The following is a 15,590-nucleotide window of genomic DNA, read 5'->3' on the forward strand; positions in this document are numbered from 1 at the left end:
TCTGGTGAAGCCACAACGACTTGCGAAGCGTACTGCGAATCGGCCGCCCCGTTGGCGCGCCGGTTGCCTAGGCTGCCTCCCACTCCCCAACCTCAACCGCTGAACAGTCATGGCTCCTGACATCTTCCGCTCGTCGACCCTGCCGGTCCTGGAGCAGGTGGTCAATTTCTCGCAAGCACGCCACGGGGTGCTCGCGGGCAATATTGCGAACCTTGACACGCCCGGCTATAAGACCCGCGACTTGTCGCCGGAGTTGTTCCAAGAAAACCTCAAGCAGGCGATCGAGGACAGCCGACGGCCGGCCAGCGCTGGCCAGGCCGGCGCGGCGTCGGGGGGCGGAGGCAAGGACCGTTTCGACTCGATCGCCAAGGTGAAGGACTCGCTCAAGAGCATCCTCCGCCACGACGGCGTCGACGTCAGCCTCGAGCACCAGATCGCGGAGATCAGCAAGAACCACGCGCAGCACAACCTGGCGGTCAACCTGATGAGCACGCAGTTCCGCCAGCTGCGGTCGGCGATCAGCGAGCGTCAGGTCTAACAAGCACTTAACTCCCGGCAACCAACATGTTCACAGCATTCGACGTCAGCACAAGCGGCCTGGTGGCGCAGCGAACTCGCCTCAACGCGATCTCGTCGAACCTGGCCAACATGTCCACCACCCGGAACGAGTACGGCGAGCCGGAGGCCTACCGCCCCCGCTACGTCACCTTCCAGACCGACACCGGCATCGAGACCTCCGGCGGCGGGGCCGGCGTGCGGGTGGCGAGCGTCGACCAGTCGACCGAGCCGCCCAACATGAAATACCAGCCCGGCCACCCCGACGCCGACCAGCACGGCTTTGTCGCGTACCCGGCGGTCGACATGACCACCGAGTTCGTCGACGCCCTCGAGGCGACCCGCGCCTACGAGGCCAACATCGGCGTCATCGAGATCACCAAAGACCTGGGCGCCCAGACGCTCAGGATTATTGCCTAGCGTCCGCCACGGACCGCACAGCCGCAGGGCTAACCGACTATGAACCCCATAACCGCCGGCGGATTCCAGCCGACCAACCTGACCAGCCCCGCCCTGCGGGTCGGCAACGCGCCGGACGCCGGGCAGTTCAAGGGGATGCTGGTCGACTCGATCCAGAGCGTCAACTCGATGCAGTCGCAGGCCGACCAGGCGGTCGAGACCCTGTTCACCGGGGGCGACGTCAACCCGGCCGAGGTGCTGACCGCCGTGCAGAAGGCCGACCTCGCGTTCCGCCTGACGATGCAGATGCGGAACAAGGCGATGGAAGTTTACCAAGAGATCAAAGACATCCGGATTTAGTGAGGCGCAACGATCCAGACGCTAGGCGCTGGATCACGCGTGCAGACCGCATCCCAAGATCACTAGCGCCCAGCGCCCAACAACCAGCGCCCACTTAATGGACTTCCTGAACAAATACCTCGAACAGCTCCGCGACCTGTTCGCGAGCATGACGCCCGGCGCCCGGCTCACAACCGGCGCGCTCTTGGCCGTGGTGGTGGTGAGCATCGGCTTCCTGTTCAAGCAGTCGACCTCCGGGCCGGACGAGTACCTGTACGGCGGCGAGCCGCTCACGCGGCAGGAGCTGATCGACGTCCAGCACGCGCTGTCGCAGGCCGACCTGTCGGACTACGCGGTCCACGGCAACATGGTCAAGGTCCCGCGGACCAAGAAGCACCTGTACCTGGCCGCCATCGCCTCGGCCGACGCCGGGCCCAAGGACGGCAAGTCGATCATGGCCGACGCGATCAACGGCCTCAGCCCGCTCAGCTCCAACGTGCAGCAGCAGCAGCAGTACAAGGCGGCCCGCGAGCAGCAGTTCTCCTCCAACATCAGCAACATGAACTGGGTCGAGCACGCCAGCGTCATGTACGACGAGAAGGACGTCCGCGGCCTGCGGCGGATGACGGTCGCCTCGGCGACGGTCTCCGTTAGGCCGAAGGTGGGCGAGGTGATCGACACCCGCCGCCAGCGGGCCCTGCAGAACATGGTTTCCGGCGCGTTCACCAGCATGAAGCCGGCGGACGTGGTGATCATCAACCTCAACGGCGACGAACTGGCCGGCAACGCCGAGGTCTCGCCGGACGACTTCCACACGCTGTACCTGAGAGAGCAGGCCCGGCTGGAGAGCGCCAAGAAGGCCGTCGTGCAGCAACTGCTGAGCCACATCCGCGGCGCGAAGGTGCAGATCAAGGTGGAGCTCGACGAGAAGCTCTCCGAGGAGTCGCTGGCCACCCGCCCCGAGGGAACGCCGGTCACCACCCACGAGTCGGAGATGGAAGAGACCAGCAAGATGACCAACAACGACGGCGGGGCGCCCCCCGGACTCACGGCGTCCGGCCCGAGCCGCGGCACGCGGGACCCGGCGCCCGCTCGCACCAACTCGTCGGAGAGCACCGTCCGCAAGGCCGAGTCGACCACCAAGCCGTTCGAGGCAAGGGTCGCCACGGTGACCTCGGGCCTGGTCCCCAAGTCGATGTGGGCCAGCATCGAGATCCCCCGCGAGTACGTCATCGGCATCTGGCGGAAGAAGAAGCTGGAGGAAGAGGGCAAGGAGCCCGACCTGGTCGCCCCCGAAGAGGTCAAGCTGGTTGAGGCCAAGATCATCAACGACATCAAGACCTCGGTCGAGCCGCTGATGACCGAGCTCAGCGCCGGCAAAGACGACTTCTCGCAGGTCAAGGTCGTGGTCTACGACACCGTGCCGAGCGACCCCATCCCCGAGCCGTCAATCGCTTCGCAGGGGCTCTACTGGCTGGGCGAGTACGGCAACTCGCTCGCCATGCTTGGCCTGGCCGCGTTCAGCCTGCTGATGCTCCGCACCATGGTCCGCGGCGGCTCGACCGACGAGCCCCTCGGCGGACCGGCGTTGCAGCTCAAGCCCGAGAAGTCGGCGGGCGCCGCGGGCGAGACCGAAATGGACGACGACAACCGCCCCAAACTCCGCCTCAAGAAGCCCGACCCGGTTAAGGACGACCTGGCCGAGATGGTCCGCGACGACCCCGACGCGGCCGCGGCGATCCTGAGCAACTGGATCAGCAACGCCAGCTAAGCCCCTCCTGAAACGACACCGCACCTCCAAGCAAGCACCCATGGCGACCGCGACCCTCCAATCCGACCATTCGATCCGCAAGGCGGCGGTGCTGGTCCGCAGCCTCGACGCGGAGTCGGTCGCCGCGTTGTTGTCGCGGCTCTCACCGGCCGAGGCCAAGGCGGTCCGGCAGGCGGTGCGTGAGCTCGACCACATCACCGACGAGGACCGCCAGGCCGTGGCGGCCGCCCTCCGCGGCGGCGCCCACGAGCCGGCAGAGTTCGATAGCGAGCCCGCCCCGGCGGCGGCTGGGGTCGAGTTTGCGGTCAGCGGCGCCTACTCGGCGCCCTCGGCGGCTGCGTTCGCCCGGCCCGCCGCCCCGAGCCCGATCGAGAACGCCAACCCGCGGATCGACAAGCTCGGTCAGGCCGACCCCGAGGCCCTGATCGCGTACCTCACCCACGAGCAGCCGGCGACCATCGCGGTGGTGCTGTCCTGCCTGCCGCCGCAACGCGCCGCCGAGGTGCTCAGCCGCCTGCCCGAGGAGGCGCGGTGCCGGGCGATCGACCGGCTGGCCGACATGGGCGACATCGACCCCGACAGCCTCGACGTGATCGCGTCGGAGCTCGAGTCGTGGATCGCGCAGCACACCCAGGACCGCCGCCGCAAGGAAGACCGTCGGGCCGCGTTGCAGGCGATCCTCCTGGCGTCGCCGGCGGGCACGCGGGGGCTGCTGGTCGACCGCCTCGCGACGCGATTCCCCGAGCTCAAGCCGCAACCGCAACCAGAGCCGATTCCAAAGCCCAAACGCGAACCTCGGCCCGAGCCGCCGCAGGTATCGGTCGTGCTCCCCCCGGCGCCGCGCAAGCCGATCGCGCCGCCTCCCGAGATCCCCTTCGCCCAGTTAGAGTCGCTCGACGGCCAGCAGCTGGCCGCGGTGTTCGGGGAGGTCGACCGCTCGGTGCTGCTGGTCGCCCTGTTTGGCGCCAGCGAGAACCTGCTCCAGCGGATCCGCGGCGTCACGACCGCCAAGCAGCAGCGGGCGCTCGAGCAGAGCATCAAGCGGCTCGGCCCGTTGCGGCTCAGCGACATCTCCCACGCCCAGCAGGTCGTCGGTCAGGCCGCCGCCCGCGTGCTTGGCCCCGCGCGGAGGGCAGCCTGATGGCGAGCATCATCCGCGGCGGCGTCGACTCGGCGCACGCCACGAACAACCCAGTGCGGGCCGTGGCGTTCGACTTCCACGACATGTCGCACCGCGCCGAAGAGTACATCCAAGAGGTCCGGAACGAGGCCGCCAAGATCGTGCAGCAGGCGCACTCCGACGCCGAGCAGATCCGCCGCAAGGCCGAGCAGGCCGGACGCGAGACCGCCGAGCAGGCGATCGAGAAGGTGCTGAGCGAGATGGTCGGCAAGCAGATCGACACGCTCCGCCCGGCGGTCAACAAGATCGTGCACCAGCTGAACGCCACCCGCGACAGCTGGCAGGAGCACTGGCGCGAGGCGGCGGTCGCCCTGGCGGTGAAGATCGCCGAGCGGCTGGTCCGGCGGGAGCTGACCGCCCGGCCGGAGATCTCCGCCGAGTGGGTCGCCGAAGCCCTGACCATGGCGGCCGGGGGCGGCGACATCGCCGTCCGGCTGAACCCGGCCGACCACGCGCACCTGGCGCCGAAGGCCGACGAGATCGCCCAGGACCTGGGCAAGCTGGCCCAGACACGGATTATCGCCGACAGCGCGGTCAGCCCCGGCGGGTGCCTGGTTGAGACGCGTCACGGCTCGATCGACCTGCAGCTAGAGTCGCAGCTCGAACGGATTGCGGAAGAGTTGAGTTAACGGCAGGCGACCCCCGGACGATGGACCGTCCCCATGGACTATGAACGGACACTACAGAACGCCACGCCCGCTGCCCTGACCGGCAGCGTTGTGGAGGTGGTCGGCCTGACCGCAACCGCGGCCGACTTCCCTGCGCCGGTCGGCGCGCTGGCCGAGATCACCTCGCCGTCGGGCGACGCGATCGAGGCCGAGGTGGTCGGCTTCTCCGACGCCGGAGCCGTGCTGTACCCGCTCAAGAGCATCGCCGGCGTCCGCCGCGGCTGCCGCGTGCGGCTGAAGCGGACCCAGCGCCAGATCCGCGTCGGCGCCAACCTGCTGGGCCGCGTGGTCAACGCCCACGCCCGCTGCATCGACGGCAAGCCCCACCCGTTCTTGACCGACCGCACGCCGCTGGAGCGCGACGCGCCCGAGCCGATCGACCGGCCACGGATCCTGCAGCCGCTGTCGACCGGCGTCCGCTCGATCGACGGCATGCTGACCTGCGGCCGCGGGCAGCGGCTCGGCATCTTCGCCGGGTCGGGCGTCGGCAAGAGCGTGCTGCTGGGAATGATGGCGCAGCACACCGCGGCGGACGTTAACGTGATCTGCCTGGTCGGCGAGCGCGGCCGCGAGGTGAACGACTTCATCGAACGCGACCTCGGCCCCCACGGCCTGGCGAAGAGCATCGTGGTGGTGGCCACCAGCAACGAGCCGGCCCTGATGCGGCTGCAGGCGGCCTCGGCCGCGACTGCAATCGCCGAGTGGTTCCGCGACCAGGGCAAGGACGTCCTGCTGCTGGTCGACTCGGTCACCCGCACCGCGATGGCCAACCGCGAGATCGGGCTGGCCGCCGGCGAGCCCCCCACCAACCGCGGCTACCCCCCGTCCACCTTCAGTCTGCTGCCGCGTCTGGTCGAGCGGGCGGGCCGCAACAAACTCGGCAGCATCACGGCCTTCTACTCAGTGCTGGTCGAGGGCGACGACGAGAACGAACCAATCGCGGACACCATGCGGGGCCTGCTCGACGGGCACGTCTGGCTGTCGCGCAAACTGGCGGGCGAGGGCCACTACCCGGCGATCGACCTGCTGCAGAGCATCAGCCGTCTGATGAGCGAGGTCGCCGGCAAGCAGGAGCAGCAGTCGGCCATCGCGCTGCGGCGGCTGCTGGCCGCGTACCGCGAGAACGAGGACCTGATCACCATCGGCGCCTACCGCAAGGGGAGCAACCGCACGGTAGACGCCGCGCTCGCGTTGCGGGACGAGATCAACGGCTTCCTCCGCCAGACCCGCGACGAGCACAGCCCGCTGGAAACCACCATCCAGGCGCTCAACGCGCTCGGGGCTCGGGCGGCCGCCGCGCTCGGGACCCAGCCGACCCCGGTCGCGCCGATCGTCACGACCGCCGCGCCGATCGCTGCCCCCACAACCACCGTCTAACCCTTGGCTTTGCCTGTGTCCGCTTACCGCTTCCGACTCGAACCCGTGCGGCGCCTCCGCGAGGCGCGCCGGGACGAGCTGCGCGGTCAGCTCGCCGACGCGTTCCGCGCAGCCGAGGTGGTCAGCGGAGAGCGGCAGAAGGTGCTGCAGGAGCTCCGCGTGATCCGCGCCCGCGAGCAGGCCATCGCGCGGGACACGAACCTGAGCATCAGCAGCATGGTCGAGCACCAGCGGTACGAACTGGTGCTGCAGGGCCAGGCCGCTGCCCTCGCCGAGAAGCTGAAGCTGGTCGAGGACGAGGTAGAACGCCGGCGGCAGCTGGTCGCCGAGGCCGACCGCGAGGTCCGCACCCTCGACAAACTCGAAGACCGCCAACGCGAGACCCACCGCGTCGACCAGCAGCGCGCCGAGGCCAAGGCGATGGACGCCACGGCACTCGAGCTGCAGGCGATCCGCCGGGCAGGAGGTAAACGGCAATGAGAATGCTGATGACGCTTGTCGGCTACGTCTGCACCGCGACCGTGCTCTCGGTCACGCTCGGGCTGGCCTACCTGTACGGCACCAACCGGGTCGACGACGAGAAGATGTTCCGCATGGTCGCGCTGCTGCACGACGTCGACGTCGACCGCATCGCCGAGGAGACCGGGGTCGCGGCCGAGGAGATCCCCGACGAGGAGCCCTCGCCGGAGGACGTCCGCCTACGCCGCCAGATCCTGGCCCGCAACCACGAGGTCAAGATGGAGGCCCTCAAGCGGGGCAAGCTGAACTTCGACGCTTCTCTCTCGGCGCTGATCACCGAGAAGGACCGCTTCGACGAGATTGCCACCAAGCTGCAGAAGGAGTTGGAGGAAGAAGGCGAACTCTCCAACAAGCAAAGTGTGCAGAAGGTGGTGCAAAACCTGGAGCTGATGAAGGCCGACCAGGCGAAGGAAGAGCTGCGGCGGATCCTGCAGGAAGAGGACGGCGTCGCGGATGTCATCAAGCTAACCAAGACCATGAACACCAACAAGCTGAAGAAGATCCTCCAGCGGTTTATCCTCCCCGAAGAACAGGAAGAGCTGCACACCATCCTGCAGTCGATGCTCAACGGTGGGCCGCAGCAGGAAGTGTTCGAGAACGCCCTGGAAGAACTCAACAAGCTCAAGTCCAAGTAGACGGACCGCGGCCCCGGCCGCCGAGGCAAGACGCCATGACTCAGATTTCAATCGACCCCAGCCTGCCGCTGCCGCCCCCCTCGCCCCCCAAGAGCGAGCGGGTCGACCGCGACGCGTTCGCCGAGCGGCTTGCCGAAGCCGGCAAGGCGGGCAGGCGCGCGCCGCAGGAAGGGCCCAAAGCCGCCGACAGCAAGCCGGCCGACAAGCCGCAGGACGCGCCCCCGGCGGCCCCCGAACAGGACGAAACCGCGGCGGCCGTTGAGCAGCAGGACCCCGACACCCAGGACGACGCCGGAGCCGACCAGAACGACACCGGCGACGCGGTCGAGGCGGCCGTGGCCGCCGCGCCCGCGGCGGCGCAGCCGCAAGACGTCGTGGAGATCTCGGCCGAGGTCGCCGTGACCGCCAGCGAAGAAGGCGCCGAATCGGCCAGCGGCGAGACGCCCGACCACACCGAATCGGAGGCCGCAGCCGAGCCGGTCGCCCCCGAAGAGGCGCAGGCTTCTTCGCCAGACGAGCCGGCAGCCGAAACCAATCAGCCCGAGGCGCCGCTGCCAGCCGCGGCCACCGGCCAGCAGCCCGCAGGCGACCACTCGGCTCAAGCCGAAGAGCCGGTCGCCGAGGCCGAGCAGCCCGCCAGCGACTCCGAGCAGCCCCGCCCCGCCGCCACCTCGGTCCCGTCAACGGACACGACCGATGCGGGCGCCGACGACTCGCTCGAAGCCACTGACGACGCGACCCAGCCGGCTGCCGAGCAGGCAGCCACCGAACAGCAAGCCGCCGACAAACGGACAAAGTCGGCGGCCCGCGAAACCCGCCCCCAGCGGGGCGACGGGCCCTCCGCCGACGCTGGCGAGACGGCCACCAACGAACAGGCCACCAAGCAGCCGACCGCGGAGCTAGGCGCAGTCGCTGCGGTCGTCGGAACCGCCGGCCAAGACGCCCCGGCCGAGTTCGAGGCGGCCACCGACTCCAAGCCCGAGCCGGCGGCCCCGTCGCAGCCGGCGCACAGCTCGCTCGAGCGGCTGGCCTCCTCGCGGTTCGGCAGCGGCCGCACCGCCGAGGCCTCCGGCCCGTTAACGCAACCCCAGGTCGACCCGGCCCGTTTTGTTAGCCGGGTCAGCAAGGCATTCGACGCCGCCAGCCAGCGCGGCGGCGAGGTGCGGCTGCGGCTGAGCCCGCCCGAACTCGGCGCCATGCAGATCAAGCTGTCGGTGACCGCCGAGGGGACGATGCACGCCTCGGTCGAGACCGAGACCGCCGCCGCGCGGACCGTGCTGCTCGACAACCTGCCTGCGCTCCGCGAGCGGCTCGCCTCGATGGAGATCCGCATCGAGCAGTTCGACGTCGACGTCCAGCAGGACGGCCAGGGCCAGCAGGACTGGAGCGGCGCAAAGCAGCAGCGCGACGAGCAGCGGGCGCAGCGTCTCAATACACCGGGCTCGGCCCCGGCCCCAACCGGCGAGGCGAACGCCGCCCCCCAGGACGCCTCCGCGTCCCCGCCGGGCGCCGTGGCGCCCGGGGCCGATCAAATCAACCTAGTCGCCTAAGGAAGCCGCGAACATGTCCCAACTCACCAACGCGCTCGGCGCCGGCGCCGGCTCCAACTCGGCGACCGCGTCCACCGGCAAGGACGCGTTCAACGACATCGACCTCAACGTGTTCCTGGAGCTCATGATCACCGAGCTGCAGAACCAGGACCCGCTCAACCCGCTCGAGAACGACCAGCTGCTCGCGCAGATTAGTCAGATCCGCGAGGTCGGCGCCACCGACAAGCTGACCGAGACCCTCGACGCCGTGCTGATCGGGCAGAACGTCTCGAGCGCGACCAACCTGATCGGCGCGGACGTCGTGGCGCTCACCGACAAGGGCGAGCGGGTCAACGGCAACGTGCAGAGCGTCACGATCGCCGACGGCCAGCCGAAGCTCGACCTGGCGGTCGACATCGGCACGTCCGCCGGCGCGACCGAGGGCGACCTCGACGACGGCACGTACCTCTACAACATCGTCTGGGAGGGGGCCGGCGGGGCGCTGTTCGGCATGGAGGTTCAGGCCAACACCGCCGGCCTGACCGGCTTCGACGGATCCGTGCAGATCAACAACCTGCCGGAGACCTCCACTCAGAAGCTGATCTACCGCACCGACAAGTCGGGCTCGGGGTCGAAGCAGCTGATCGGCTCGATCCGCGGCGGCGCCACCGCGATGCTCGACACGGTCTCGGACGCCAACCGCGGCGCCGAGGCGCTCAACACCCAGCCGCAGCTGGTCGACTTCGCCCGCAAGGCGACCGTTTCGCTGAAGAACATCTCCGAGATCAACCCGCCCCGCTAGCAAGAGCGCTGCCCCCGGCCGCGGAAGGGGACTCCGCGGCACGCAACGCCAAACCCGCCACACACAAGCCAGTAAGAATCTAAGGGAGTGAACTAACATGGGCCTTCAATCCGCCATGACGACAGCCCTCACCGGGCTGCAAGCCGCCGAGACCACGATCGACGTGGTCGGCAACAATGTCGCGAACAGCAACACGGTGGCGTTCAAGGAGTCGAACGTCATATTCGCCACGCAGTTCCTCCAGACTCAGTCGATCGGTTCGGCGCCGAGCACCAACGGCGGCGGCACCAACCCCCGCCAGATCGGCCTCGGCGTCAAGGTAGCGGAGATCACGCCCGACTTCACCCAGGGCACCATCGAGATCTCCAGCAGCCCACTCGACGTGGCCATCCAGGGAGATGGCTTCCTGATGGTCCAGGGCGGAGGCGACCGCTACTACACGCGGAACGGCCAGCTAAAGCTCAACTCGTCCAACGAGGTGGTGACCACCACCGGCCAGCGGGTGCTCGGCTACGGCGTCAACGACCAGTACGACATCCAGACGGACAACCTCACCACGCTGCAGATCCCGCTCGGCGCCGAGCGCGTCGCGCAGGCGACCGAGAGCGCCGTGCTGCAGGGCGTCCTCAACCCGGCGGTCCCGGCCGGCACCTCGCCCCAGATCATCGAGTCGATGGTGCTGGGCAACGGCGCGATCGAGCAGCCAACCCTCAGCAGCACAATCACCGACCCGGCCGTGCTCGCCGGCGAGCCCTCCACCGCCTCCATGGTCGGCGCATCGGGCGCCGGCGTAGTGGGTCCGGCCGACGCCACCGAGATCTACCGCTTCGCGTTCGTTGACGCCAACGGACTGGAGAGCGACATCTCGGCCGCGTTCACGGTCGCGCACGGCACGCCCGGCAACGAGATCGACCTTTCCGACCTGCCGCTGCCCAACTCGCCGTGGGTCAGCACCGCCGTGTACCGCGATGACGGAACGGGCACGTTCTACCAGGTGGGCACGACCAATACCGACACGTTCACCGACGATGTCAGCGAGGCGGCGCTGACCGGCGGCGCCGTGCTAGACGACACCAACATCGACGCCGGCAACTACGGCTACTTCGTCACCTACTACGACCCGACCAGCGGCGGCCTGGAGACCCGACCCACCGCGGAGATCACCGGCGAGTCAATCTCTGAGGCGACCGGCGGACGCATCCGGCTCGACCTCAACGGCATCGGCACGCCGACCGACTCTCGTTTCACACAGATCCGGATCTACCGCAACACCTCAACCGACGGGTCCAACTTCCGGCTGGTCGACACAGTCCCTGCTCCCGGCGCCGGCGGCTTCGTGGACAGCTACGTCGACACTGCCGACGATGCGTTCTTGGCGACGCAGCCCGAGCTCAACCTCGACGGCCCCAACGCCACCAACGGAACCGCGCTCACCGCCATCGTGACCCGCAACGGCGACATCTACGAGACGCCGTTCCAGGAAGGCACACTGACCTTCGGCGGCACCAAGTCGGGCGTCGACATTGCGGAGCAGACTTTCGAGGTCACGTCCACAACCACGATCTCCGACCTCATGCTCTTCATGGAGGGCGCGCTCGGCCTCGACAAGACCTCCGACGTGGGCGGCGCCGACAACGGCTTGCCCACCCCCACGGCCGACGTCGCGCTGGTGGACGGGAAGATCGAGGTCACCAGCAACATGGGCGAGGAGAACGCGATCAGCATCTCGCAGTCCGCCTTCACGCTGCTCCCCACCGGCAGCAACGTCAGCTCTTCGGTGACGCTCAACTTCGGCACGATTCAGGCGGCCAACGGCCCCGGCACGTCAACCGAAATGATCGTCTACGACAGCCTCGGCCTGCCGCTCAAGGTCCGCGTCACGACCGTGCTGGAAGAGTCGCCCACCTCTGAGCAGGGCAACAGCACCCGCTATCGGTGGTACGCCACCAGCGCCGACAACGAGGCGACCGGCAGCAACACCACGGTCGTGGGCGACGGCATCCTGACGTTCGACAGCGAGGGCGACCTGATCGCCTCGTCCGGCGACCAGCGGATCACCCTCTTCCGCACCCAGACCGCCAGCTCCTCGCCGCTCGACATCGCGCTCGACTTCTCGTCGGTCAAGTCGCTCGGCGAGGTCGACGCCCAGGGCAACCCGATCAGCACGCTGAACGTCAGCAGCCAGGACGGCTTCCCGCCGGGCGTGATGACCGACTTCGTGATCACCGAGGACGGGCTCATCCAGGGCCAGTTCTCCAACGGCACGCAGCGCACGGTCGGCCAGCTTATGATGGCCCGCTTCACCAACAACAGCGGCCTGCAGCAGGTCGGCGACAGCCTGTACTCGGTGGGCGTCAACTCGGGCGAGCCGGTGATCGGCAAGCCGGGCGAGGAGGGCATCGGCACGCTCACCTCCGGCGCCGTGGAACTGTCCAACACCGACATCGGGCAGAACCTGATCGAGCTGATCCTGGCCTCCACGCAGTACCGCGGCGGAGCCCGGGTGATCACCGCCGCCCAGGAGCTGCTGGACGAGCTGATGGCCCTGCGGAGGTAGAAGGGGCCGCGGGTAGCGGCTAGATGACCGGCGGATCGGGCTTCCACGGGCCGATTTGCGGGCAAAAGCCCGTGGGCGCCGCCAGGGTGAGCTACGGTTGCTCGGACCCCGGCTGACGGGGCCGTGCGCGATGGCTGCGCCCCCAACGGGGCGGGTCCGGATGAAAGGGTAGTAACGATGATCAAGCTGACCAGGCTGAGCGGCGAGCCGTTCATCCTCAACGCAGAGCTGATCAAGTATGTCGAGAAGTGCCCGGACACCATCCTGACCCTCACCACGGGCGACCACATTGTCGTGGGCGAGACCCCCGAACAGGTGCTGCGGGCGGCCGTCGAGTACCAGCAGTCGAAGAACCTGATCCCCGGCGCCCAAGCCGCCCTTGGCTGCGGCGTGGCCAAATCGACCACACCAAAGCACACCGCAACCACCTAGCTACTTGCTCCCATGGACATTGCATCCTCCGCCGGCGTCGTGATCGCGATCGTGCTGATCCTGGTGTCCATTGTGTTGGGCGGGGGCAGCTTCGGCGCGTTCATCGACCCCGCGTCCGTGATGGTCGTGATCGGCGGCGCCATCGCCGCGACGCTGATCTCGTACCCGCTCAAGAACTTCCTGTCGGTGTTCGGCGTCAGCATGAAGGTCTTCCTGTATAAGCTGCACTCCACGCAGGACGTGATTACCCAGCTCGTCAGCCTGGCCGAGACCGCCCGCCGCGACGGGCTGCTGGCGCTCGAGGGGCGGGTCGCGGAGATCGAGCACCCGTTCATCGTGCTGGGGATCCAGATGGCGGTTGACGGCGCCCGGCCGGAGGTGATGGAAGACATCATGCGGACCGAGATGGACGCCGTGGCCACCCGCCACCGCGACGGCAAGGGCCTGCTGGACTGCATGGGGCGTTTCGCGCCGGCGTTCGGCATGATCGGCACGCTGATGGGGCTGATCATCATGCTCGGCGACATGAGCGACCCGTCGAAGATCGGCGCCGGCATGGCGGTCGCGCTGCTGACCACGCTGTACGGCGCCATCGCTTCCAACGTGGTGTTCCTGCCGTTCGCCGAGAAGCTCGGCTTCACCAACAAGCAAGAGCTGCTGACGATGGAGATCATCGTCCGCGGCATCATGGCGATCCAGTCGGGCGAGAACCCGCGGATCATCGAGCAGAAGCTCAACACGTTCATCCCGCCGAAGCAACGCGTGACCGAGGAGGAGGCCGCCTAACCCCACCGGGTCGACGCGGCCGAGGAGACTGCTATGGCGATTGAAGAAGAACCAGAACCGGGCATCCCCGAGTGGGTCGTCACGTTCGGCGATATGATGTCGCTGCTGCTGACGTTCTTCATCATGCTGGTCTCGATGAGCGAGATCAAGGAAGAGAAAAAGTTCCAGGCGATGCTCGAGTCGATGCGCCGCCAGTTCGGCCACGAGGCGACGGTCTCGAACATCCTGCCGGGCGACAGCACCCCGCGCAACTCGACCATGTCGTCGCTGGCGTCGATGGGCCGGGCCAAGCGGCTCGACATCATGCGCGGCGGCAACCCCGTGCAGGCGGTCTCGGGCGAGAGCCCCCAGGTGCAGACCATCCGGCCGGGGACCAGCTCCACGACCGGCGGCGTGATCTTCTTCGACGAGCTTTCCGACACCCTCAGCGAGGACACCAAGCTGCAGCTGCGGCAGATTGCCGCCCAGGTGCGGGGCAAGCCGCAGCGGCTGGAGATCCGCGGCCACGCGTCACGCAAGCCGCCGGCCGACGGCGACAAGTGGGCCCTGGCGTTCAACCGGGCCGAGGCGACCATGCACTACCTGCTGCAGCAAGGCATCGAGCAGCAACGCATCCGCGTCAGCTCCGCCGCCGACACCGAGCCGCTCGACAACGGGCTCAACGAAGAAAACCGCAAGCGCAACGCCCGCGTCGAGATCCTGATGTGGGACGAACCCATCGCGACGCAGACGACGCTCTAACCCCAACGACCAGCGAGGCCCAGCATGGCCAAGAACGAAGAACAAGCGAACTCCAAGGGCGGCCTGATGGGGATCATCAAGGCGCTCGCGATCCTCTCGGTGCTGGTCATCGTGCAGGTGGTCGCGGCGTCGTTTGTGATCCCCACGCCCGAGGCGACCGAGAAGCTGGCCCGCGACCTGGCCTCCGCCAAGTCGGGCGAGGAGTCGGACGAGCTGGCCGAGGCGAGCTACACCGAGGACAGCGCCGGCCCCCCCGAGCAGGAGGTGGTCGAGATCCTGATCGACGGGTTCAGCATCACGCGTTACAACATGGAGGCCGACAAGACGGTCAACATCGACCTGGAGGTCTACGCGACCGTGCTGGCGGAAGAGCAGGACGAGTTCAACGAGATCTACAAGACCAACAAGAACCGCGTCCGCGAGCAGATCAACCTCACGATCCAGGCGGCCGAGCCGTCCGAGCTGTCGGACGGCGGGCTGGGGTTGATCAAACGCCGCATTTTAGAGAGAACCAACCGCGCGCTGGGCAAGCCGCTGGTGCGCGAGGTCTTCCTCACGCGGTTTAACTTCGTTCAGCGGTAGGCGGCCGCCGCCGCTAGCACGCCTGGCAGGGAAAGGAATCCCCATGGCCGACGACCAAATCAATCAGGACGAGATCGAGGCCCTGCTCAAGCAGGCGCAGGGCGGCGCGGCCGAACCGCCCGCCCCCAAGGCCCCGGATCCACCGCCGCCGGCCGGCGACATCTCGCTCGACCAGAGTGAGATCGAGCGGCTGATCTCGCAGGCGCCCACCTCCGAGGCGCCCCCGCAGAAGTTCACCCCGCCCGCCGCGGCAGGCTCCCCGCCGTCCACCACATCGATGGCGAGCGACGTCGAGGTGCTGCTCAGCAAGGCCGAAGAGGCGATCGCGTCGATCGACCAACCGGCCGGCGAACTGCCCGCGGGCATGAAGCCGTTCGCCCTGGACGACCTTGGCGGCACGCCCGCCTCGACCGAGGCCGCCACGCTCGAGCTGGTCCGCGACGTCCAGCTCGACCTCAAGATCGAGCTCGGCCGCACCCACATGCACCTCGAGGACGTGCTGCGGCTGAAGAGCGGCGCCGTGGTGCCGCTCGACAAGCTAGCAGGCGACCCGGTCGACGTGCTGGTCAACGGCCGGCTGATCGCCCGCGGCGAGGTGCTGGTGCTCAACGACAACTTCTGCGTGCGTGTTACAGAGCTCGTGGTAGGCGACAGCGCAGTCGCGTAGCCCGACCGCTTGCTAGCACCCCCAAGAATGAGGTGGCGGACGCCGCGCGTC

17 protein-coding genes are annotated in these 15,590 nt (G+C 68.2%); all 17 read left to right on the forward strand.

Annotation, left to right across the window (positions count from 1 at the left end):
* Positions 1-109 precede the first annotated feature (109 nt).
* The 17 genes from flgB (at position 110) to fliN (ending at position 15,539) form a co-directional block, all read left to right on the forward strand.
* Positions 110-538 carry a flagellar basal body rod protein FlgB gene (gene flgB / locus Pla123a_RS09230; RefSeq protein WP_146586161.1) on the forward strand — a complete coding sequence of 143 codons (429 nt, stop codon included), beginning with the start codon at positions 110-112 and terminating at the stop codon, positions 536-538.
* A 26-nt stretch (positions 539-564) separates the two neighbouring features.
* Positions 565-975, forward strand: coding sequence for a flagellar basal body rod protein FlgC (flgC, locus tag Pla123a_RS09235; RefSeq protein WP_146586163.1), 411 nt, complete (start codon positions 565-567; stop codon positions 973-975).
* 39 nt (positions 976-1,014) lie between these two features.
* Entirely contained in the window at positions 1,015-1,314 is a 300-nt protein-coding gene (gene fliE, locus Pla123a_RS09240; protein ID WP_146586165.1) for a flagellar hook-basal body complex protein FliE, read from the forward strand.
* Between the two features lie 97 nt (positions 1,315-1,411).
* Complete coding sequence (locus Pla123a_RS09245) at positions 1,412-3,064, forward strand: hypothetical protein (protein ID WP_146586167.1); 1,653 nt, start codon at positions 1,412-1,414, stop codon at positions 3,062-3,064.
* Positions 3,065-3,104: 40 nt separating this feature from the next.
* Complete coding sequence (locus Pla123a_RS09250; RefSeq protein ID WP_146586169.1) at positions 3,105-4,205, forward strand: FliG C-terminal domain-containing protein; 1,101 nt, start codon at positions 3,105-3,107, stop codon at positions 4,203-4,205.
* On the forward strand, positions 4,205-4,873 hold the full coding sequence (locus tag Pla123a_RS09255; protein ID WP_146586171.1) for a FliH/SctL family protein: 669 nt from the start codon (positions 4,205-4,207) through the stop codon (positions 4,871-4,873). Before Pla123a_RS09250 ends, Pla123a_RS09255 begins: the two co-directional genes overlap by 1 nt.
* A 33-nt stretch (positions 4,874-4,906) precedes the next feature.
* Positions 4,907-6,289: a FliI/YscN family ATPase gene (locus Pla123a_RS09260; RefSeq protein ID WP_146586173.1), complete on the forward strand. Its 1,383-nt coding sequence runs from the start codon at positions 4,907-4,909 to the stop codon at positions 6,287-6,289.
* Positions 6,290-6,304: 15 nt separating this feature from the next.
* A complete protein-coding gene (locus Pla123a_RS09265) occupies positions 6,305-6,769 on the forward strand; it encodes a flagellar export protein FliJ (RefSeq protein WP_197527824.1) in 465 nt (154 codons plus the stop codon).
* Positions 6,766-7,443 carry a hypothetical protein gene (locus tag Pla123a_RS09270; protein ID WP_146586177.1) on the forward strand — a complete coding sequence of 226 codons (678 nt, stop codon included), beginning with the start codon at positions 6,766-6,768 and terminating at the stop codon, positions 7,441-7,443. Before Pla123a_RS09265 ends, Pla123a_RS09270 begins: the two co-directional genes overlap by 4 nt.
* Before the next feature lie 35 nt (positions 7,444-7,478).
* Positions 7,479-8,993 carry a flagellar hook-length control protein FliK gene (locus tag Pla123a_RS09275; protein ID WP_146586179.1) on the forward strand — a complete coding sequence of 505 codons (1,515 nt, stop codon included), beginning with the start codon at positions 7,479-7,481 and terminating at the stop codon, positions 8,991-8,993.
* A 13-nt stretch (positions 8,994-9,006) separates the two neighbouring features.
* Positions 9,007-9,774: a flagellar hook assembly protein FlgD gene (locus Pla123a_RS09280; protein WP_146586181.1), complete on the forward strand. Its 768-nt coding sequence runs from the start codon at positions 9,007-9,009 to the stop codon at positions 9,772-9,774.
* Between the two features lie 115 nt (positions 9,775-9,889).
* Entirely contained in the window at positions 9,890-12,331 is a 2,442-nt protein-coding gene (locus Pla123a_RS09285; protein WP_231956375.1) for a flagellar hook-basal body complex protein, read from the forward strand.
* 177 nt (positions 12,332-12,508) lie between these two features.
* The gene (locus Pla123a_RS09290) at positions 12,509-12,763 is read left to right on the forward strand and encodes a flagellar FlbD family protein (RefSeq protein WP_146586185.1); all 255 of its coding nucleotides are present in this window, start codon (positions 12,509-12,511) and stop codon (positions 12,761-12,763) included.
* 12 nt (positions 12,764-12,775) lie between these two features.
* Complete coding sequence (locus tag Pla123a_RS09295) at positions 12,776-13,549, forward strand: motility protein A (RefSeq protein ID WP_146586187.1); 774 nt, start codon at positions 12,776-12,778, stop codon at positions 13,547-13,549.
* A gap of 33 nt (positions 13,550-13,582) precedes the next feature.
* Positions 13,583-14,290, forward strand: a complete 708-nt coding sequence (locus tag Pla123a_RS09300; RefSeq protein WP_146586189.1) for an OmpA/MotB family protein — start codon at positions 13,583-13,585, stop codon at positions 14,288-14,290.
* Positions 14,291-14,314: 24 nt separating this feature from the next.
* Positions 14,315-14,872: a hypothetical protein gene (locus tag Pla123a_RS09305; RefSeq protein WP_146586190.1), complete on the forward strand. Its 558-nt coding sequence runs from the start codon at positions 14,315-14,317 to the stop codon at positions 14,870-14,872.
* A gap of 43 nt (positions 14,873-14,915) precedes the next feature.
* Entirely contained in the window at positions 14,916-15,539 is a 624-nt protein-coding gene (fliN, locus tag Pla123a_RS09310) for a flagellar motor switch protein FliN (RefSeq protein ID WP_146586192.1), read from the forward strand.
* Positions 15,540-15,590: the final 51 nt, after the last annotated feature.

This window comes from Posidoniimonas polymericola (assembly GCF_007859935.1).
Classification (GTDB): domain Bacteria; phylum Planctomycetota; class Planctomycetia; order Pirellulales; family Lacipirellulaceae; genus Posidoniimonas; species Posidoniimonas polymericola.

What these genes read in the sequence shown, in the direction of transcription:
- flgC (WP_146586163.1), top strand. Translation starts at nt 565, where the DNA reads ATGTTCACAGCATTCGACGTCAGCACAAGCGGCCTGGTGGCGCAGCGA.
- Pla123a_RS09250 (WP_146586169.1), top strand. Translation starts at nt 3,105, where the DNA reads ATGGCGACCGCGACCCTCCAATCCGACCATTCGATCCGCAAGGCGGCG.
- Pla123a_RS09260 (WP_146586173.1), top strand. Translation starts at nt 4,907, where the DNA reads ATGGACTATGAACGGACACTACAGAACGCCACGCCCGCTGCCCTGACC.
- Pla123a_RS09245 (WP_146586167.1), top strand. Translation starts at nt 1,412, where the DNA reads ATGGACTTCCTGAACAAATACCTCGAACAGCTCCGCGACCTGTTCGCG.
- Pla123a_RS09300 (WP_146586189.1), top strand. Translation starts at nt 13,583, where the DNA reads ATGGCGATTGAAGAAGAACCAGAACCGGGCATCCCCGAGTGGGTCGTC.
- Pla123a_RS09295 (WP_146586187.1), top strand. Translation starts at nt 12,776, where the DNA reads ATGGACATTGCATCCTCCGCCGGCGTCGTGATCGCGATCGTGCTGATC.
- fliE (WP_146586165.1), top strand. Translation starts at nt 1,015, where the DNA reads ATGAACCCCATAACCGCCGGCGGATTCCAGCCGACCAACCTGACCAGC.
- Pla123a_RS09255 (WP_146586171.1), top strand. Translation starts at nt 4,205, where the DNA reads ATGGCGAGCATCATCCGCGGCGGCGTCGACTCGGCGCACGCCACGAAC.
- fliN (WP_146586192.1), top strand. Translation starts at nt 14,916, where the DNA reads ATGGCCGACGACCAAATCAATCAGGACGAGATCGAGGCCCTGCTCAAG.
- flgB (WP_146586161.1), top strand. Translation starts at nt 110, where the DNA reads ATGGCTCCTGACATCTTCCGCTCGTCGACCCTGCCGGTCCTGGAGCAG.
- Pla123a_RS09280 (WP_146586181.1), top strand. Translation starts at nt 9,007, where the DNA reads ATGTCCCAACTCACCAACGCGCTCGGCGCCGGCGCCGGCTCCAACTCG.
- Pla123a_RS09305 (WP_146586190.1), top strand. Translation starts at nt 14,315, where the DNA reads ATGGCCAAGAACGAAGAACAAGCGAACTCCAAGGGCGGCCTGATGGGG.
- Pla123a_RS09290 (WP_146586185.1), top strand. Translation starts at nt 12,509, where the DNA reads ATGATCAAGCTGACCAGGCTGAGCGGCGAGCCGTTCATCCTCAACGCA.
- Pla123a_RS09285 (WP_231956375.1), top strand. Translation starts at nt 9,890, where the DNA reads ATGACGACAGCCCTCACCGGGCTGCAAGCCGCCGAGACCACGATCGAC.
- Pla123a_RS09275 (WP_146586179.1), top strand. Translation starts at nt 7,479, where the DNA reads ATGACTCAGATTTCAATCGACCCCAGCCTGCCGCTGCCGCCCCCCTCG.
- Pla123a_RS09270 (WP_146586177.1), top strand. Translation starts at nt 6,766, where the DNA reads ATGAGAATGCTGATGACGCTTGTCGGCTACGTCTGCACCGCGACCGTG.